At 57.6% G+C, this 19,650-nt stretch carries 14 protein-coding genes and 2 pseudogenes; 8 read left to right on the forward strand and 8 right to left on the reverse strand.

From position 1 onward, the window contains the following. The first annotated feature begins 7 nt into the window (after nucleotides 1-7). Entirely contained in the window at nucleotides 8-1,438 is a 1,431-nt protein-coding gene (locus GNZ12_RS34100) for a mannose-1-phosphate guanylyltransferase/mannose-6-phosphate isomerase (RefSeq protein WP_172310873.1), read from the forward strand. A 1,147-nt stretch (nucleotides 1,439-2,585) separates the two neighbouring features. On the opposite strand, the gene GNZ12_RS34105 is transcribed toward GNZ12_RS34100, so the two are convergent. Then, entirely contained in the window at nucleotides 2,586-3,047 is a 462-nt protein-coding gene (locus GNZ12_RS34105) for a hypothetical protein (protein WP_172310872.1), read from the reverse strand. Nucleotides 3,048-3,716: 669 nt separating this feature from the next. On the opposite strand from GNZ12_RS34105, the gene GNZ12_RS34110 reads away from it, so the two are divergent. The 3 genes from GNZ12_RS34110 to GNZ12_RS34120 all read left to right on the forward strand — a co-directional run bounded on the left by GNZ12_RS34110 (nucleotide 3,717) and on the right by GNZ12_RS34120 (nucleotide 6,500). Beyond that, complete coding sequence (locus GNZ12_RS34110) at nucleotides 3,717-4,736, forward strand: integrase domain-containing protein (protein WP_172310871.1); 1,020 nt, start codon at nucleotides 3,717-3,719, stop codon at nucleotides 4,734-4,736. A 229-nt stretch (nucleotides 4,737-4,965) separates the two neighbouring features. After that, entirely contained in the window at nucleotides 4,966-5,400 is a 435-nt protein-coding gene (locus GNZ12_RS34115) for a hypothetical protein (protein ID WP_172310870.1), read from the forward strand. Nucleotides 5,401-5,618: 218 nt separating this feature from the next. Beyond that, complete coding sequence (locus GNZ12_RS34120; protein ID WP_172310869.1) at nucleotides 5,619-6,500, forward strand: hypothetical protein; 882 nt, start codon at nucleotides 5,619-5,621, stop codon at nucleotides 6,498-6,500. 95 nt (nucleotides 6,501-6,595) lie between these two features. Here the strand turns inward: GNZ12_RS34120 and GNZ12_RS45130 are convergent, their stop codons facing one another. Next, a complete protein-coding gene (locus tag GNZ12_RS45130; RefSeq protein WP_268959030.1) occupies nucleotides 6,596-6,727 on the reverse strand; it encodes a hypothetical protein in 132 nt (43 codons plus the stop codon). 278 nt (nucleotides 6,728-7,005) lie between these two features. After that, nucleotides 7,006-8,023: pseudogene (locus GNZ12_RS34125) on the reverse strand (IS110 family RNA-guided transposase). Nucleotides 8,024-9,636: 1,613 nt separating this feature from the next. Here GNZ12_RS34125 and GNZ12_RS34130 point away from each other — a divergent pair. Continuing rightward, a pseudogene (locus tag GNZ12_RS34130) lies at nucleotides 9,637-9,826 on the forward strand (UDP-glucose 4-epimerase); the annotation flags it as partial. 364 nt (nucleotides 9,827-10,190) lie between these two features. On the opposite strand, the gene GNZ12_RS34135 reads toward GNZ12_RS34130, so the two are convergent. The 3 genes from GNZ12_RS34135 to GNZ12_RS34145 all read right to left on the reverse strand — a co-directional run bounded on the left by GNZ12_RS34135 (nucleotide 10,191) and on the right by GNZ12_RS34145 (nucleotide 13,547). Beyond that, nucleotides 10,191-10,751, reverse strand: a complete 561-nt coding sequence (locus GNZ12_RS34135) for a hypothetical protein (RefSeq protein ID WP_172310867.1) — start codon at nucleotides 10,749-10,751, stop codon at nucleotides 10,191-10,193. Nucleotides 10,752-11,186: 435 nt separating this feature from the next. Further along, a complete protein-coding gene (locus GNZ12_RS34140; RefSeq protein WP_172310866.1) occupies nucleotides 11,187-13,154 on the reverse strand; it encodes an AAA family ATPase in 1,968 nt (655 codons plus the stop codon). A gap of 108 nt (nucleotides 13,155-13,262) precedes the next feature. Then, the gene (locus GNZ12_RS34145) at nucleotides 13,263-13,547 is read right to left on the reverse strand and encodes a hypothetical protein (RefSeq protein WP_172310865.1); all 285 of its coding nucleotides are present in this window, start codon (nucleotides 13,545-13,547) and stop codon (nucleotides 13,263-13,265) included. Between the two features lie 796 nt (nucleotides 13,548-14,343). On the opposite strand from GNZ12_RS34145, the gene GNZ12_RS34150 reads away from it, so the two are divergent. Both GNZ12_RS34150 and GNZ12_RS34155 read left to right on the forward strand, forming a co-directional pair. Continuing rightward, nucleotides 14,344-15,609, forward strand: a complete 1,266-nt coding sequence (locus GNZ12_RS34150) for an IS256 family transposase (RefSeq protein ID WP_172310861.1) — start codon at nucleotides 14,344-14,346, stop codon at nucleotides 15,607-15,609. Nucleotides 15,610-16,623: 1,014 nt separating this feature from the next. Then, on the forward strand, nucleotides 16,624-16,851 hold the full coding sequence (locus GNZ12_RS34155) for a hypothetical protein (protein ID WP_172310864.1): 228 nt from the start codon (nucleotides 16,624-16,626) through the stop codon (nucleotides 16,849-16,851). Nucleotides 16,852-17,129: 278 nt separating this feature from the next. Here the strand turns inward: GNZ12_RS34155 and GNZ12_RS34160 are convergent, their stop codons facing one another. Continuing rightward, complete coding sequence (locus GNZ12_RS34160) at nucleotides 17,130-17,459, reverse strand: hypothetical protein (protein WP_172310863.1); 330 nt, start codon at nucleotides 17,457-17,459, stop codon at nucleotides 17,130-17,132. Further along, complete coding sequence (locus GNZ12_RS34165; protein WP_172310862.1) at nucleotides 17,456-17,821, reverse strand: HVO_A0114 family putative DNA-binding protein; 366 nt, start codon at nucleotides 17,819-17,821, stop codon at nucleotides 17,456-17,458. Before GNZ12_RS34165 ends, GNZ12_RS34160 begins: the two co-directional genes overlap by 4 nt. Before the next feature lie 466 nt (nucleotides 17,822-18,287). Between GNZ12_RS34165 and GNZ12_RS34170 the strand changes: the two genes are divergently transcribed. Next, nucleotides 18,288-19,553 carry an IS256 family transposase gene (locus GNZ12_RS34170; RefSeq protein WP_172310861.1) on the forward strand — a complete coding sequence of 422 codons (1,266 nt, stop codon included), beginning with the start codon at nucleotides 18,288-18,290 and terminating at the stop codon, nucleotides 19,551-19,553. Nucleotides 19,554-19,650 lie beyond the last annotated feature (97 nt).

Below are 19,650 nucleotides of genomic sequence, written 5' to 3' on the forward strand. Positions count from 1 at the left end.
TGAGACCATGTACATTCATCCGGTGATTCTTTGCGGAGGAAGCGGTACACGACTGTGGCCAATGTCGCGGGGAGGATACCCGAAGCAGTATCTCAGGTTGACCGGCGAAAACTCGTTGGTTCAACAAACTGCATTGCGCCTGCGAGGTATCAAGAACGTTGCGGCTCCCATCGTCGTCACGAATAATGACCAGCGCTTTCTGGTCGCCGAACAGTTTCGGCAGGTAGATATTGCACCGGCATCGATCATCCTGGAGCCTGTCAGCCGTAACACCGCGCCTGCCATTGCAGTTGCCGCGCTGGCAGCGATGCGCGAATCCCCGGAAGCCCTCCTGCTCGTTCTGCCATCGGATCACGTGATTGCAGGCGAAACGGCATTCGTCGCGGCGGTCGAAGCCGCGGCTCAGATAGCCAAAGACGGCTATCTGGTCACCTTTGGTATTGCACCAACCGAGCCACACACTGGCTATGGCTACATCCGTGCAGGTGCGCAGCTTGACGCAGACACCCATGCGTTCGCAGTGGACGCATTCGTCGAAAAACCGGACGAGGCCACGGCGCAGCGTTTCCTTGGTGAAGGCGGCTACTTCTGGAACAGCGGCATGTTCATGCTGCAGGCTTCGACCTTCATGGAAGAACTGCGTCATTACGAGCCAGAAATCGCCGCGCAGGCAGAACTTGCACTCAATGGGGCGCAGCTCGACAACGACTTCACTCGTCTCGACGCCAAAGCCTTCGCCTCCTGCCCGAACGTTTCGATCGATCACGCTGTGATGGAGAAAACGAAACGCGCTGCGGTCATTGCCACAACGAACCTCGGTTGGAACGATATCGGCTCGTGGACTGCGCTTGCCGATATTGCAGAACACGATGTCCAGGGTAATTCGCTTCTCGGTGACGTCCTCACCGAAGCGATGACCAACTCATATGTGCGCGCGGAGCATCGCCTGGTGGCCGCCATCGGCCTCGATAACGTCGTTATCGTCGAGACCGCTGACGCCGTACTGGTCGCCCATCGGGACCAGGTGCAAGACGTCAGGAAAATTGTTGCCCGGTTAAATGCGACCGGGCGTCACGAGTCGGTCACGCATCGTCGTGTGGCACGCCCCTGGGGCTCGTACGAAGGCATCGACAGCGGCGACCGCTTCCAGGTCAAACGCATCGTCGTTCGCCCTGGCGCGCAGCTGAGCCTGCAGATGCATCATCACCGTGCCGAGCACTGGGTGGTCGTAAAGGGCACCGCACTCGTGACGAACGGTGGCAATGAAATCATTCTGACAGAGAACCAATCGACCTATATTCCACTTGGAATCACGCACCGCCTGAAAAACCCGGGCAAGATCCCGCTCGAGTTAATCGAAGTGCAATCCGGCGCCTATCTTGGCGAAGATGACATTGTGCGATTCGAAGATACCTATGGGCGGGCGGAAAAGACATAACGTCCATAAGAATCTGACAACACAACAAGGCGTTGTCACATCAAGGTGTTCGCGTCGCAGTAGTGCGATGGACGGAGCTTTCCTTAAAGGCCAGACGGATTCTGGGTAAGCTCGGTGAAACGATGCTAGAAGCAAAGCGTTTGCCGAGTTGTTTGCGCTGGATGCTCAATTGAAACCGGAAATGCCAGCGAACGGCGCAACTGATGATGGCGCACGAGAATCGATGGCAATAGTACAGTGACGGCGCATTGACTCAGGGTGTTGGTTACCGGCCAGCGTCGTCATCTGATCTGCTAACCGTCGCACGGCCCGCAGGAGCGACTGATGACGAGGCGACTCAGCATGACGACGCGACGGATCGCTGATTGAGGCAGGCGCAAAGTGGCAATGGGTGGGCAACCGGCTGGAAAACGCCTGATTCTGGACGCGTCTTTAGAACCGACGGGTTGTCATCGTCAGGACATGATGCGTTGCTTTTTCCCGACACTGGCTCGCGCGCTCTTGCCAGCCGGCGTATCTGTATGATCCAATCAGCTCCAGCGCAGTACCCGTTTTACCCCGCCGATCAGGCATGATTCACCGGTTCCCGCCTGTTGTTCAGGGCCTGAATCGTAATTGGATTTGCGCGATGGACGCTTTTGTCCATCCTTGAGAAATGGACGAATGGTCGTGGTTTATCTGCCGACCACGGATCATTAACGTAAAAGCTGTGTTGTTACGGCTGAATGACCAGAAAGATTTCAACAGTCTGCTGGCGTGTTTGCGCGCGCGGCCCCTGTCTGCAATATTTTTCCTAGCCAAAATGGACGTGAAAGACACCGCCATGTGGCTCTTCAATCGTCCAGATGTGAACCTTGGGTAGCAGGCAAGCCGCATGCACATGCGGCGAGTACGTATTGTTATGGCTGGAGCCATCCTGCCTGACAGCGTATCCATAGGACTCACCAGACCGCCTGCGCCAGCCGCAAGGCTGCACTGCTTGCTGCGGTCGATAAACTTTTCATTTTAAACTGTTGTATCACGTTGAGTGCAGCCCATAGCTGCGGTCAGGATAGTCATAAGTCGCTGCATGTCACCGCTTTCGCGGTACCGCAACTGACCGTCCGGCCGCCCAGCCAGGCATGATTCACCGGTTCCCGCCTGTTGTTCAGGGCCTGAATCGTAATTGGATTTGCGCAATGGACACTTTTGTCCATCCTTGCGAAATGGACGAGTGGTCGTGGTTTATCTGCCGATCACAGATCATTAACGTAAAAGCTGTGTTGTTACGGCTGAATGACCAGAAAGATTTCAACAGTCTGCTGGCGTGTTTGCGCGCGCGGCCTCTGTCTGCAATATTTTTCCTAGCCAAAATGGACGTGAACGACACAGCCATGTGGCTCTTCAATCGTCCAGATGTGAACCTTGGGTAGCAGGCAAACCGCATGCACATGCGGCGAGTACGTATTGTTATGGCTGGAGCCATCCTGCCTGACAGCGTATCCATAGGACTCACCAGACCGCCTGCGCCAGCCGCAAGGCTGCACTGTTTGCTGCGGTCGATAAACTTTTCATTTTGAACTGTTGTATCACGTTGAGTGCAGCCCATAGCTGCGGTCAGGATAGTCATAAGTTGCTGCATGTCACCGTTTTCGCGGTACCGCAACTGACCGTCCGACCGCCCTGCTTCGAGCCCCGCCTCGCACCCAGCGTCTACACGCCACTACTGGCATTTCTCCGAGCCCCCCGTACGCAACCACTCCTGACCCAGGACACGTTGTGTGCGCTCCGTGCAGATGTCCTGCACGCACCCGCGGCTCCCTTCGACTCCCAGCAAACATTGCACTGAGGATCTCAAACCGGGTTTCGCCGGTTCTCCCAACTTAACTCCAGATTCCCGCGCACATCAGCTACCCATCAACAGCAATCGCAACCCCGGACGGCAGTCCGCTTTCCCGCAGCTCGGGGAGCGCCACCTCTGCCATTGGCATCCCAGGCCCCAATGCAAATACCTGCGAAGTCCGCACGCAGAGCTGCACCTATTTCCCGCTGGATAAGTGTGCCTACCCAGCTTTGCCCCGGAGTGACTGATGACCACTTGCATGCTGCCTCACCCGCTTCACCCGCTTCACCCGCTTCACCCGCTTGACTCGCGTCATCCGCTACAGCCGTTACACCAACGTCCCAGCCACACTGCGCTGCGCCGTGCACTGCAAGGAATGCTGACTGACGACAGCTGTGCGTTTCCCCGCACAGATACGCATGGGCGCGCCCGTGCAATCTCAAAAGGAGCAGAAAAATGAGCTGGCTTTCAAACTATATGCACGAAATCGGGTGCGGCAAGCGCCGAGCCCAGGGCGCCTTTGCGAGTCACAGGAACACGATGTGCGAATTCACTGCATTCGCCCGCTTCATGCGAACCCTCGGTATCAAGCCCAGGCGCGTCAAAGACACACCCGAGTTCGCAATCCTCCTCTATATCCAGCACTGCGTCGCGAGGGGCATTGCGCCCGGAACAGTGCGCAATACGACCACGGAGATCCGGTGCGCCCTCAGGCGCGCCGGCCGGAATATTGACTATCTGACAAACGCGGCGATGGGCATCTCGTCGCGCGACCGTAATGGCCAGAAAAGGGCGTTACTGCCGCCTGAAGTCGATGAGTTCGTCGCTCGCGCCGCGCGATTGAACATGGGGTTCGCATTGCTGCTCTTGCTGCAGCGCCTGCTGGGCCTCCGCCGACTCGAAGGGCTGCGCAGCGCACCGGATCTTCAACTCTGGCTTGACTGCATCACCGCCGGCGATCACACCGTGCCAGTTACCCGCGGCGTAAAGGGCGGCAGGCCCCGAGCGGTCACCATCCTCATGCAACGGCGCGAAGAAACAATCCGGGTACTACGCTCAGCGGTTCAGTACTGCCACGTCAATGATGGCCAACTGATCACGGGCCGCCGCGACTCGCTAGAGAGTGCCTTGAACAGACTGAAGGCCATGTACACCACGATTGGCATGAAGGGCGAGACTTCCTCCCACGCAATGCGCTACACGTTTGCACAGGAAAAGGCGCTGGAATACCTCCAAAGCGGCATGGAAGAACACGCAGTACTCGTTCATGTGAGCGCTGACCTTGGGCACGGACCATCCCGTCAATCCTTCACGGCTCGCGTGTACTTGCGTGGAATTTTTTCGCATTTCTCAAGAATCATGCAGGGAAGCCGGTTTATGGGTTGCGCGCGCTACCTGATCGAAGTCTTTAACGATCTACGGGACCCGAATTCCTCCCGGAAGACGCGCAGAAAATCCGGCTGGATAAGAAAATGAAATTAGTGAGTGATGGTACACGTATGCGATGCGATATCAATTTCATTCCACATTATCTGGAATCCTATTCAACCTCGGTCAGACAAAATCTACTGGGAGCACGGCAGTCCATTTTCAGGAAAACGACGCACCCAGTACTACCGTGCATTACCTTTCCCCTGACCTTGCCAACCACGTTCACGCTATCCACCTCCAACCCCAGGAGCCTATTCCTATGCATTACCCTGACTTGAAGCAGCAGATCGACCGCATTGCCAACTCCTACTCGCACGACGGCCAGTTCGCCCGGCTGATGAATCCTGCGTGGGAGATCTTTGAGGCGTTTATCGCAGGCCAGCACGCCGCTGACCTGAAAAGCCTCGACGAAATCCCGACGTCGCTGTTCGCGCCGTTCGTCGCCCACTGTGAGGCTTTGCAGATGCCGCAATCACAACTCTTCATGGTGCTCGCCGCAGTGCGGATGCTGCTGGTTCTCGCAGGCCGCGATCACCGCGATCTCACTGGTCTGGTCGCCCCACGCAAGCGCAAACGTGTGAGAAACGCCGACAGCGGTGCCTATCAGTTTGAATATTTCCCCAAAGACGCTGGCGCGAGCCCGGAAAACGTTGCGGCGGACACCGGGAGCACGAGGAACAGCGCGAACGATGAGCCTCACTGGCGATGAAAAGCGATGACTACGACTCCCCAGGCATCAGGACCCGCCATGAAAAGTGACTCCGGCAATTCCAGCGCCCGGGGGCCGCCAGGCGCGATGGCTATCGACAGCGCGGCATGAAAACGACGTCGCGGCGAGAACATTGACCATCGCGGCGCTCCCAGCCAGAAGAGGCGGGAGCCGGCGTTAGGTCTGTTGCCAACAATCCAACTTCCACACTGCCACAGATGAAACCACAATACATTCTTCTCACCGCACCGAGCACTACCGATAACCTTGAAACGACCTGCTCGCTGGCGCAGGCACATTTCCCCGGGCAGGTAGTCACCGTCAGCAATCAGCGTGGCAGCAATGCAAATGCTGAACCCGACACACACCGCTTCACACCTGCTCGCTTCGAGGAAAGCTACAGGAAGCTTAGCTGCACATCCGGCCGCGCTATCCTCTGCATTGCCCCCTCCGGCTTCGATGCACTGTGCGAATTTGCACGCGAAACGCCCGGAACGCTCGGCGACCTTCACAGCGTCATCATCACACTCACCCCTCGGGAGGAGTCCCAGCGTGGCGCGATCACTCAGATCGCGAAGCTGACCGAGGCGGGCATGATGCCTGGGCAACTGCGCATTCTGCGCACCGGTGTCCCGGCCATGAAGTTGGTGAAGTCGGGTCAGGAAAGCACGCGGTGGTTCGAAACCCTCGACACCTACCTCGTCCAGAACCCACAATTCATCAACTGCAATCCGAATGCAGTCATTCAGGAATCCACTGTACTTACGGCACTGGAGCGGGCCCACATTGCGTGTGGCGATGCCATGCGCGAGTCTGTCAACTATGAGACGTTACTGGCTGAGGCTCACAGCCGGGGCGCGGACGAGGGTGAGCTAGCCGGACTGGTTGATCGGATGGTTCTCCAGCGGCGATTCCAGGCACTGAAGCCCGCGCTCACGCAGGCGCTCGGCATGGTGCTGCCGCAGGCCATCCCGTCTGTGGCCTCCCACGAGCAAGCTGGCGAAGAACGGGCTGCCAAACCAGCCGCCAGCGAAGTCGCGCCGGAGTCGACATCGGCGGGTCACATCGCCGACGAACCACTGGGTTTCAAGCCGGTGTAGTTCCGCTCACTTACCGGCGCGAAACATGTGAAGTAAGCGCGTATGCCCTCGCGGATGAAGCAAATCCGGATCGCACGATTTTTCCACGTTCTGGATTATGGGTGACGCCATTCCAGCCATACCTGCTGATCCACGCGATTGCCCGCGAAACGTTGTTCGTCCACCGTGATCGTCTTTGAGAGCTCGCGGTGGACGCCGACGATCATGATGGCAATGCGAGCAGCCATGCTGCTTTGCATGAACGCCCCTTTATGCGCAAGTTTTCAAGTACTTTGACTTAAACAAGATAGGCTGCAGTTTTATATGCGGCCTTATTGCAGCCTGATACGCTGCGGGCCCCGATGAAATCCGCTGACTCGCTTCCTCAGTTGACGCACGAGCTCGAGGCTCTTTGCAGCATGCAGGTTTAGCAAGTCACGGTCCGACCTGTCTTGTCATCGCACTTGTTGCCAGCGCAACCTTTTGACGCTCCTATAAACGTTGGTGCTCGACGCCAGCCAAGCTATCACGCAGCTCTCACGCTCACGTGGTTGTTCTGATACGGCCTGTTGTACGCCAGAATGGCCCAGATCGTGCGGGCCTTCTTGTTCGCCAGCGCAACGGTTATTACGTTGAACCGCCGTCGCTTCTTTATCTGCTCGAGCCATGGTCCGGTGTCTTTCGAGTGGAAGAGCACGCTGCGTGCACCGTGGATCAGCAGAGTGCGCAAATAAGTTTCCCCTCGGTTACTTATACCGAGCAACTCGACCTTTCCTCCCGTGCCCGTTTGCGCGGTTACCAGACCAAGCCAGGCAGCGAACTCCCGTCCAGACTTGAACGATTTCGGGTCGTCCATCGCTGCAACCGCAGCAGTTGCAGTGAGCAGCCCGACGCCAGGTACCGCAGCAATGGCGTTGCACATGCGGTCCTCTTTCATCGATGCCTGCAACCGTCGCTCAATATCGACGATTTGCCGGTCCAGGTTTCGAGGTCATTCCACATCTCACTCAGCGACTCAATCAGAATCGCCGGCAGACGCTCAGCCAGCCTCGCGAGCACTCCAGGAATTGCCTTGTCCAGCGCCTCGCGGCTTCTGCCCATGACTTCGCCGTATTCACTCAGCAGCCCCTCAGGCTGTTCATCTGCATCGTTCGGAATTTGACCTTCTGGTGACGCATTCGGTGCAGCGCGAGCGCGGCCTGCTGGGCTTCGGTTTTTACCACGACTGCTTTCCTGGGCATCTGCGTAGCCATCCAGATCGCACGTGCGTCCGCCGGATCATTTTTGTTGTCAAGCACGAAGGCCTTGACGAACTTCGCCGGCATAAGCTTTACGTGGTGACCCGTTTCGATTAACCGTCGTGCCCAATGCTGGGCTCCACCGGAAGCTTCCATGCCCACTATACAAGAGCTCCGATTCGCAAAAAGCTCGAGAAACAGCGCACGCTTGAGTTGCTTGCTAACGATTTCACCGGTGTCAGCATCCACCCAGTGAAGCTGGAAAGCGCTCTTCGCGATATCAACCCCGACCGTCGTGCAGTTCATTCCCGATTCTCCAATTAGCCAATGAATGCCTCAATGATCTTCCGATTTCGACATTCATGCCGTCGATTTCCACAGATCTGCTGCCTCACAGGGACACCATGCTTGGTAGGCGGGGGCGTTGATTCCATTTGACGCTATCCATCGGCGCGCTATCCATCAGGGCTCATCTCATCGACGTCCGTTACGCCGGTCCAGATCCCGGGACGCGCGGGAACGGCGCCATGGATGGACGATCGTGAAATGCGCACGGTAAGCTGGTATTGAAAATGAAGATGCGGCGTGCGCGCGCGACGGATCAAACTGTGGATGACACAGATGGGAAACTCCGGGAGAGATAGGTGGACGGATTCGTACGGCCATCCGCCCACACCGTCTCGGGTGTGGGCCTAAAGCGGATGGCAGACTACGACCTATTTTTTTCTACGCAGCCACCGCGCGGCGACGACTAGCGGCTGCACGCAGTCAAGGAATACGGCAAGGCATTCTGTCCAGAAGACATACCAGTAGAAACCAAATTTTCGCATGTGTATTTTCTCGCTTGAGTTGGTGAAAATCTCGCGCGCTGCGGCCGCTAACGGATCTGACCGTTGCACATCTTCTCGCAGCGCTCCAGACAATCGTGTGGCATCACGTCCGACGCTGGCAGTGCGGGAGTGGAATGTACAATCCATAACACTATGGCGACGACACCACTGCTTAATGTTGCTGTCACGATGGCGAGTAATGGAAGATCGATATCGCCGCTATCGGATGGAAAGAGGCATTCAACTAGTTTTCGTAAGAGATTCATTCGGATTCCATTTTATTGAGAATGAAAATTAGACTATTGCGCGGCACAACGGACAACAGCCGCAATGCCAGTCTCTCTCCTGAATAACTGAACGCAAGCTTCGCGAGCGCGTGTCACCGGAAGCCCGAGAAGCAGGTGGCCGGGTTAAAATAACCCTGGTCTTTGCGACTGGTCACCAGGGCGCGCATTACCGGGTTCGGAGGCCTGATGCATTCCATCAGGAGAACGACTCACTCGCCCATGGAGCAGCGCCAGTATGTGCGAACAATGGCCAACGGATCATTTCAATAGTGGCGGATTGTGAAGCGCAGTCCGGAAGCGGAGCTAGAGATATCGCTCCTCAAGCGTGACCACCGCGCGCCGAAGGGATGAAGCCTCTCCACGCTACTGCCGCTCACCCTGCTTGGCGCGAACGCTGCGAGTAATGCGCTGCCTGATCCGCGAGGGCGACGCGTACGTCACCCGCCAATTGACGACAGCGACCCGACGGGTAATCCGTCAGTTCGCGATGACGAGCGTGGTAGCGCACGATGCCCCTTTCGGGTGAAAAGAGGCGATACTCGAATCATCTTTTCGTTTTTTCGAAGATTCCAGCCTGGTTGACCGTAATTTGTGATCGTGCCCCTACTGGTACATCCAGCGCACGACCGCAAGCCAAGCGTTAGGGTGCGATTTGCCGAACGCAACCGGGCGCTGCCTTTTCGCGATAAGCCACTGGGCAATGCAGCAGCCCGGGTCCGCGGCGTTGAACTTCGTTGGCGAATCTGTCGTCAAGCCGATCAAGTACTACAGCAAAAACGTTGGCAGTTTGTTGATGCAGCCTGGCGAAGATCCGGCCTGCAGTCCTAACAATTTGACGCCAAACATGGCGCAGGTGTTGCTCGGCAAGCACGAGAAACTGCGCGTGGTCGGCGCGCGACTGTGAAACGCCGGATGGCACCGGCGTTCAGGATTGCGTTCATGTGGTCAATCAGGCGCTCGGGCATCTGGCGGCGCTGGATGTGTTAATCAGACTGGCATCCATGCTGCCGCTCGCATAGGTGACCGCGCTGCCGACCGGAATTCCATTGCCGTTGCTGTTCCGGTTGATCCGCTCGCCATTCAGGTTGATCGATATAATGTCGATCTGTGAAGCGAGATGAGTTCATCGTCCTGTCCACGTCGGCTTCAACGCGTTGCGCGAGTTATACCGATGCGCCACTGCGGTTGGATTGATTCGCCACGTGAACGGTATAAAGCGCCCCGACGTGTCTGGACGCATCGGGAGACTGCCACATGGGAACCTGACGCCCGCTGGCTGCCACGTTCCTTGCTTACTGGCCCCCTCATTCCCTACCTGGCCGGCTCATGTTAGCTGTTAGCTCTTAGCGATCGCGATCAGAGACTCAACCAGCGACTGTTCTCTGATTCAGCGATCCAATTTCCCAAGTGAGCTGACGGCAACTGCAGCTTGTGATACGCCATCAATATCAAACTAGGCATGGCCCAATATATTGCCGATATAAGTGGCGCGCCATGACCAGCAGGGATCGTCAAAGCCTTTTCCCATTTGATACTCATCAAATGTGCCGCAAATTCGACCTCTGACAGCATCACTTCCCGCGCACGCCCGGCGTGCTCAGCCACCCAAACGGGATTTGCGAGATTTTCTTCAAACAGCGATTCGAATTGCCTGTCATTTGCCGGTTTCCAGTCCATAATTTGTAGCTCTGCGCCGTCGGTGTTCACCAAGGCGCCCACGCCAAGACCGTGTCGCGGTGTCCAGAACTCGCTTATCGCCCACAGGTTCCAAAGACGCTGAACCAGGAGCGGACTGACTACGGTTTCACCACACCCCGGAAAGAACGCGATTCCATAGTCGTCTTTCTTCAATCTTAAAACCTCCGTGTCAGAAATTGTGGTGAGCTTTTGCTGAACCGGGCTGGCAAAATCAATCATCATGTCCTCCTTACCTGAAGAATCAACCGCGCGCGGGGAACGCACCGGTCGGCGTCATCGCAATCACGAAACAATGCTCGGCATGCCATGAGTGGCAACAGACCAGATGCATCGCGACTCAAAGAATAACCAAAATGAATCCCCGCGTGGAGTTGAAAGTCGCACCGTTTTGCACGTCATTCGTACGCGCTCGGGAGGAACTTTCGTTGTACCATCAATCCGCTCACCGACCACGCCAGATTCCTATGACTGTTGCCCCTTCAAGCGTCAACTTTTTGACCCGTAAATTAGGTTAGGCGATGCATGCTGCGTTCCTCGCTCCATTAAAGGCAGCAGTGCCAGTGAGGATGCCGGCGCCCCCAACCCCATACATCCGGTTGAAGAGCATCCTTGGCAACACCGCCCCCTGCGGGAGAGTCGGAAGTTTTGACAACCTCACTTGTATGTAGGCCTCGCTGTTGCCTGGCCGTTTTCACCAAACACGACCTGCGCGGCGGCTGACATATCACCGGGACATAAACGGGCTCCAGCGCCTCGCAGGGCGCGGACGGCAGCGAAGTTGATCGCCTGGGCGATGACCGCGTCGGCATCGGCGATTGATCGCCCGGCCAGCACCGCAACGCAGCGGTCAAGCACACCCGGAGCGACGGTGTAAATGTTGCCGGCCACCTTCGCCAGCTTCTGGCCGAGATAAGCCCGCATGTCCTGCGGTTCCGGAACGTCGAAGCGGACCTTTTCCTCGAACCGCCCGCCACGCAACACTGCGCTATCCAGGCGATCGTAGTGGTTCGTGGCCGCGATATACATCACGTCCCGAACCCGGCCGTCAACACCGTCAACAGTTGCCAGGATTTCATTAGTCAAACGCGCCACGTTCGAGTAACGACGGTCGAGCAGCGTATCGTCAGCTTCTTCGATGAAGACGATTGCCGGACGGATATCCTTTGCTTCACGCACCAACCTGCCCCAGAGGTTCGGATTACTTACAAGCTTCGCGCCGGTCGTCATCAGGAACGCCCATCCACTTGCCTGGGCAAGCGCCATCGCCGCCTGAGTCTTACCCGTCCCCGGAGGACCAAAGAAGATTGCACCCCGGGGAAGGCTGCCGCCCATCTTTTCCAGGTTGTGGACCTGCTGCATCCTGTAGGCCATATCACGCAGGACAGTGCGTGCCTCGCCCGGCATGATGATTTCGTCGATCGACTTCACATCCTCTGGCAGCTTGCCCTTGCGGCCCTGGATCAGGCGCATCGCCCGCATTCCGAGGTCGAAAGTCACCTTGCCCGCGCCGAACTTGCCGTCGCGGCGCATGTCGGCCAGTTGTCCACCGATGCTCGTGAGGCGGCTGGCGCTGAAGCCGGACCAACGCTCGGCCAGGCTCGTGATCGCTACCGGTTCAACAAAGGAGGAGCCGAGGCTTTCACCGATGGACTTACGCAGGATTGCCACTCGCGCTTCCATATCGGGCGGCGGGATTTCGATCTTGTAATCGAAACGCCCATCGCGGATAGCCGCAGGATCCAGCTTGTCGATAAAGTTCGTGGCAGCCACAAGGACCACACGAGTACCGTGCAGGTTGTTGATGTTCGTCAACATCACGTTCGCCATATCCCGGTCCATCGAATGTCCGCCTTCGTCACGGGGTTTCGTGAACGAGTCGAATTCATCGATGAACAGGACGCAAGCGCCAAGCCGTCGAGCCGTGCGGAACATCGCGTCGATCTTCTGAGGCGTCTCGTTGATCCACTTCGATGCGACATCCCCGTAGGTGATCGACATGAAAGGCACCTTCAACTCGCCCGCGAGTGCCTCGGCGAAAAGTGTCTTGCCGTTACCGGGGTCTCCGAACAGCAATACACCGTTGCGCTTGTTACCGCTGCCGCGCACGATATCCTCACCAGCCGCCAGCATTCGCTTCTTGGTCTCGCCCATACCGACCAGATCGGCGAACCGGTAGCGCGCCTGCTGCACGTTTTGATCGAATAGGTAGACCGGCTGCGACGGCTCAGACCGGTGCCGTGGTAACTGCGCGGCCGCACCGGCATTCGCTGTAGACCGGCCTTTCGCTGCCTGCTTTCTCAACCAGTAGCGCTGGATCAGGATGCCACCAGCGGCTAGACCCCAGATAGCCAAACCGTACCCGCTTAATCTGTCAATCGGGAGTGCGATGCGCAGCAGCCCCACACTTAGCACAAGAAACGCCGCGCTCGCCCACCGCCCGCTGCGTCGGTCCTGCACCCACACCGAGACGGCAGCCATGAGCGTAAGCGAAAGCAGCTGGGAGCGCTGGGCTGCCCCGAGGAGATAGCCCAAAGCAGGCGAGTGCACGATACTCAAAATAAACAGGCCCACAAAAATCAGGCGCAAGGTAAGGCCCACTGGCGTTCTGAACAATCCATTCATAGATTTAGCTCGGTCTGTAGATTAAGGCAGCGGGCTGCGTCGACTGATACAACGCGCCGGCCGCCAGGCATTGGTTGGCATCGCTACTGATGCAAGCCGCATTTAGGTCTACCTGCGTGGCATGCGGCTCCGCTCGCGCGGTTTGTGGCGGCGTTTCTTGAGCCAGCATCTACGCACGCGTACCCGCACACGTTTAAGCCTGCGGCGCTTCCAGCGGCGTTCGGCATGCCGGAGGCGGCCGATGCGGCGCGCCATTTGCGAACGCATACGCTTCATAAACATCTCGAGCACCTCAACGGGTACCGACTCAGCAATGTAGACATTGATGCCCGTGCCAGACACCTTCACAACCCGCTCGCCAGTGCCCATAAATGTAAAACGTTCAATCTCCATGCCTTTTCCTCTCCGAAAAATAATGCTGTTCGTCCGTCTGTATCAATGGCGCCCACCGCACGCCTCGGCTGTGCCATCACCATCAGGTCCGTGGATCGCCAGATTGCTGCCACAACGATGCCTAGGGTCGTGAAGCGGGTGACGCTGCTATTTATTCGACAGTCAAGCGCGGCCCGATGCCAGACGGCGCTATGCACCATGCTCACCGACTCAGAAAACCGCAAGGGCTGGCGAATACCGCATACACACTAGTCACCCGACCGCTACAACACTGAGCGCGTGAGCGCGACGGCGAAGCCAGGATCGCACAACGTTTTGGGGATGCAAATCGAGCGCTGATGCCGGTGCGGCACTGGCGGCTATCAGCACAAGGCGCTGTGGAAAGGGAATGCGAGGAGGCTTGCGACAGCTATATATCGCTGCTGTGCGGATAGAAGTGTTGGGAGGTAATGACCTACTCCTCACCAGTCCGGTTCGGATATCGAATCATTTCGTGACCGAATGGCGAGTTAGCGGCACGGCGGACTCCCCGATCGCCCCGTCGATCTGTCTCAGCGCATCTTGGCGCCCTGCGATGTCGCTGCATTCGCTTAACCGACATGTCGACAGATACCGACGAACCGCTCACGTCGCCCGAAGGCCCCCGAACGCGGCTAGACTCACACCCGACGCGTGAAGGAGATAAGGTCGAAACTGGTGTACGGGGGGATTGAGGCGGGAGATTGAAGGCGGTGGAGGTTTCAGCTGAGAATCTGATTGTCGAAGTCGGAAACCAGCAACCAACAAACCATCCACCATGAGCAAGTTTACGGAAAAAGAAGTCGTCGGTCTATCGGCAACCGGTCTGGGTCTGGACGAACTGGTCCGGCAGGGAGCGCGCCAGGTGATCCAGCAGGCAATCGAAGCAGAGCTGTCGGCGCTCCTGGAGCGGTTCGAGAACGTCAAGACCTTGCACGGACAGCGTGCCGTGGTGCGCAATGGCTATCTGCCGGAGCGCGAAGTGCTGACCGCGGCCGGCCCCATTGCGGTGAAGGTCCCGAAGGTTCGCGATCGATCAGGATCAGGTGTGAAGTTCAATTCATCGATTGTGCCGCCGTACGTGAGGAAGTCGCCGCGCGTGAGTGCCGCGCTGCCGTGGCTGTATCTGAAGGGCATCTCGACGGGCGACATGAGCGAGGCGCTGAGCGTGCTGCTGGGAGATGACGCCAAAGGCTTGTCGGCCAATGTGGTGAGTCGGCTGAAAGCGCAATGGGCCGACGAGCACGCCAGCTGGAGCCGGCGGGACCTGTCAAAGTCGCGCTACGTGTATTGGTGGGTTGACGGCATTCACACTGGGCTGCGAAGCGAGAACTCTGACGGCCAGTGCCTGCTCGTGATCATCGGCGTGAGGCCCGATGGACGCAAGGAGCGTGTGGCAATCGGCGACGGGTATCGCGAGTCGAAGGCGTCCTGGCAAGAGCTGCTACTCGACCTGAAGGCGCGCGGCCTGCAGGCCGGTCCACTGCTGGCAGTCGGCGATGGGGCGATGGGCTTCTGGGCTGCGCTGGAAGAAGTGTTTCCTGCGACACGCGGCCAGCGCTGCTGGTTTCACAAGATGGGCAACGTGCTCAACGCGCTGCCGAAGTCACAACAGGGACGCGCGAAGGCAGACCTGCAGGCGATCTGGATGGCCGCTACGCGCGCCGACGCGTACGCTGCGTTCGATCGTTTCGTAACGGTCTATACGGCGAAATATCCGAAGGCGACCGAAACTCTGAAGAAGGACCGGGAGAGCCTGCTGGCGTTTTACGACTTCCCCGCCGAGCACTGGCAGCATTTGCGCACGACGAATGCGATTGAGTCGACGTTCGCGACCGTGCGACACCGCACTACGCGTACGCGCAACTGCGTGTCGCGACCAACCTTCCTCGGTCTGGCATTCAAGCTGATCGAGGAAGCCGAGAAAACCTGGCGCCGTATTAACGGCCCCGAACAAATCAAGCTGTTGCTGGAGGGTATTGCCTTCAGGGACGGAGAACCGGTGCAAGGCGATCAACCGGGTCAGCAGAAACTCGCCGCTTGACATCGCCGGCCATCAACTGCCCATACACCAGACTTGACGTTATCTCCGCGTGAAGGCGAAAGACCTCTTTATGCCAGTACCTATCCCCGACATTTCAATTCACAAGATGAGATTCATTCACGGCATTAGAACGTGCACCCCGGGAAGCCAGACACGGTTATGAACCATTGTCATTCTTGAGCGCGACATTACGCTCAGGCCTTTTTTTAGCATGTGGGCTTCCCCAGTCACGCCTTTCGAAATACCGTGAACCCAATGAAACTGGGAAGATCTGAGCTGGTGTGCAAAGCACCAATCGATTGAGGTTAGATTTTCGGTTAAGTCGTTGAGGTCAACGAGGGGCGCCACGCCCTCAACCTTACAGATCTGACAGCATCGTAGGTCCTCCGGGCAAGTTTTCGGAGGCACGAGCGGTATCAAGCCATTTACGCGCGCAGCAGATATGTCGGCCGGGCGACACACCGTCGGGTATGGTCTTTGATTTAAAAAGCCTTTTTACCCCCCTGCCGTGAAACCGTTTGCCATATTTGTAAAGCACCATAGTTTGGATCGCGCTGGTGCCATTGGAAATTTCCAGCGGCCTCCCTTGGGATCCTGCGACTTTCTGGTCGACCGACACGTTGCGATGCCTGGCACGTTGGGTCATTGGCACGACGACATCGAATGAATTCGGGTGTCCATTCATATAGGCACCCTCAAGGACGGCACCGTCTGCTGAGCGCCATGTCTGTCGGCGGGACTCGACCAAAGACTCGTCCTCTACGCAGAGACATCCATGACAATCTGTCTGGCTCCTGCACACATCCCAACTCACTTCACCTCACTCACACGTACCACCGATCCCATTCACTTTGAAAGCTGGGTAGCGGTAGCACGCGGAACATCGCCGTCTACTTGAAATATCGCATCAGATGATGTTTTTTTCAAAGCCTTCAGCAGCTCGATTCCGGGTATCTTGAGAGCCATCAGCCAGAACATCGTTAGAACTACACCCCTTTCAACTGGAGGACAAAGATGCACTCAAAAAAATCCGTCAGCATTGCCAAGCGTAGCCGTCCTCGTGCAAAGCGCGAGTTTCGGGCCGTTGTACAACCTGACAGATCCATTCTTCTCTGGCTGGCGCGGCGGCGCATCGAGGTCTACGTCCGTCCATCGCTAGTGGATGTTTTTCTGAAGATCGTGGACAGCGAAGAAATCGAGCACCCTGAAATTTCGCTTGGCAGGGTTGATGAGCCCCCGTAGAAGGAAGCGGCTACATCCTGGTTATCAACGACACCCTTCTGGTGTTCAAGCAAAAGGAAATGCGGCGCTTGCGGGCGTACTGCAAGCGGGAGTTGATGGGACCATGACATGCCTGATATAGCGTCATCAACGCCACAGATCAGATCGGCAGCGTGCGAAACAAATGCTGGCAATCGCCCCTTCTGGCATCTTGACACCGGGCATGCGCGGGCCAGGCACACGACGGATCTACGCGTACCTGGCCCGCGATCTTCACTCCTGCGGCACCGCAACTTCCATCAATGCTGCCACGGTATAGCGTCGGCTGGCATTCCGTGCAACGCGTTGGCAAGCTCCACTGGACTGTCAGAAAGCAAAAGCCACCCGAAGACGTTTCCCAATGCGTCACGCGGAAAGAGAAAAACGGCCCAGTGAGCAGTTGCGCGCCCGCCTCCACCCAAGCAATAGTTGCCCTCTGAGGCGCCAGTCCGGTAGACGCCATCAACTTCAATGAATCCGCCCGAAGGCAGCATCCCATCCTCCCTGACCGTCTCGTATTCCAGACGGATGATCAGCACACCCGTAGACACATTCAAATCGGCAGTCGCTTTGTGTTGTCTGTCCGTCATGACCGCGCCCCTCTCAGCCCGGACGGCGGGTATTGCATCACTACCCGAATGCCCTCAAAACCAAATACGTAACGCGCATCACGCTCCAGGTCGATGACTTGCGCATCGAGAAGCACTCCCAAGTCCCTGCTGACTGTCAGCCTGTCGCGATGAAGACATGTTGCAATCGTGCCCGCTGGCGCCGGTCCTTTTTCGCGCAGCAGTCTGATGATCTCCAGCCGCGCGGGGGTTAATATCGCCAGCAAGTGTTCTGCGTCTTCAAAAAAAATCAAATTCAAGTCGCGATGGCGATCATCACGAAAAACGGTGATGGGTTGATTCATTGCGTCAAAGGGAACACTAGCGAGGGTGAGAAAGCTCATGGTCGCTCCTTCATTGTGGAGGGACGTGCGCCGTCGGCAACGCACGTCTTGCAAGATCACACCCGCCCGAGAATCAAACGGGCAAAACGCGGATATGTTTTTTGGGTCAACACTGCCCTGCGCAAGGCGGCGCGCGCATCGTCGTTCGCGGTCGCGAATGCGCCTTCATGCGCAGGTGGAAACGCCGTAAAGGAAGAGGTGAAGCACGCTTGCTTATCGCAACAGTCTCACGAAATCCTCACAGCAGTTATCAACAACCTGGTGGACTTCCTCGATCCACTCAATCCTGCTCACCCATAGCTCAAAACCGAGGGCCAACGCGAATACCAGGGCAGCCAGCTTCAGCATGAGATAAGGTCGAAACTGGTGTACGGGGGGATTGAGGCGGGAGATTGAAGGCGGTGGAGGTTTCAGCTGAGAATCTGATTGTCGAAGTCGGAAACCAGCAACCAACAAACCATCCACCATGAGCAAGTTTACGGAAAAAGAAGTCGTCGGTCTATCGGCAACCGGTCTGGGTCTGGACGAACTGGTCCGGCAGGGAGCGCGCCAGGTGATCCAGCAGGCAATCGAAGCAGAGCTGTCGGCGCTCCTGGAGCGGTTCGAGAACGTCAAGACCTTGCACGGACAGCGTGCCGTGGTGCGCAATGGCTATCTGCCGGAGCGCGAAGTGCTGACCGCGGCCGGCCCCATTGCGGTGAAGGTCCCGAAGGTTCGCGATCGATCAGGATCAGGTGTGAAGTTCAATTCATCGATTGTGCCGCCGTACGTGAGGAAGTCGCCGCGCGTGAGTGCCGCGCTGCCGTGGCTGTATCTGAAGGGCATCTCGACGGGCGACATGAGCGAGGCGCTGAGCGTGCTGCTGGGAGATGACGCCAAAGGCTTGTCGGCCAATGTGGTGAGTCGGCTGAAAGCGCAATGGGCCGACGAGCACGCCAGCTGGAGCCGGCGGGACCTGTCAAAGTCGCGCTACGTGTATTGGTGGGTTGACGGCATTCACACTGGGCTGCGAAGCGAGAACTCTGACGGCCAGTGCCTGCTCGTGATCATCGGCGTGAGGCCCGATGGACGCAAGGAGCGTGTGGCAATCGGCGACGGGTATCGCGAGTCGAAGGCGTCCTGGCAAGAGCTGCTACTCGACCTGAAGGCGCGCGGCCTGCAGGCCGGTCCACTGCTGGCAGTCGGCGATGGGGCGATGGGCTTCTGGGCTGCGCTGGAAGAAGTGTTTCCTGCGACACGCGGCCAGCGCTGCTGGTTTCACAAGATGGGCAACGTGCTCAACGCGCTGCCGAAGTCACAACAGGGACGCGCGAAGGCAGACCTGCAGGCGATCTGGATGGCCGCTACGCGCGCCGACGCGTACGCTGCGTTCGATCGTTTCGTAACGGTCTATACGGCGAAATATCCGAAGGCGACCGAAACTCTGAAGAAGGACCGGGAGAGCCTGCTGGCGTTTTACGACTTCCCCGCCGAGCACTGGCAGCATTTGCGCACGACGAATGCGATTGAGTCGACGTTCGCGACCGTGCGACACCGCACTACGCGTACGCGCAACTGCGTGTCGCGACCAACCTTCCTCGGTCTGGCATTCAAGCTGATCGAGGAAGCCGAGAAAACCTGGCGCCGTATTAACGGCCCCGAACAAATCAAGCTGTTGCTGGAGGGTATTGCCTTCAGGGACGGAGAACCGGTGCAAGGCGATCAACCGGGTCAGCAGAAACTCGCCGCTTGACATCGCCGGCCATCAACTGCCCATACACCAGACTTGACGTTATCTCCTTCAGCATGTCGAAAAGCGCGAACACCACGCCAGCTCCCGCCATGCCGAT

It is taken from the genome of Paraburkholderia solitsugae, assembly GCF_013177695.1.
Lineage (GTDB): Bacteria > Pseudomonadota > Gammaproteobacteria > Burkholderiales > Burkholderiaceae > Paraburkholderia > Paraburkholderia solitsugae.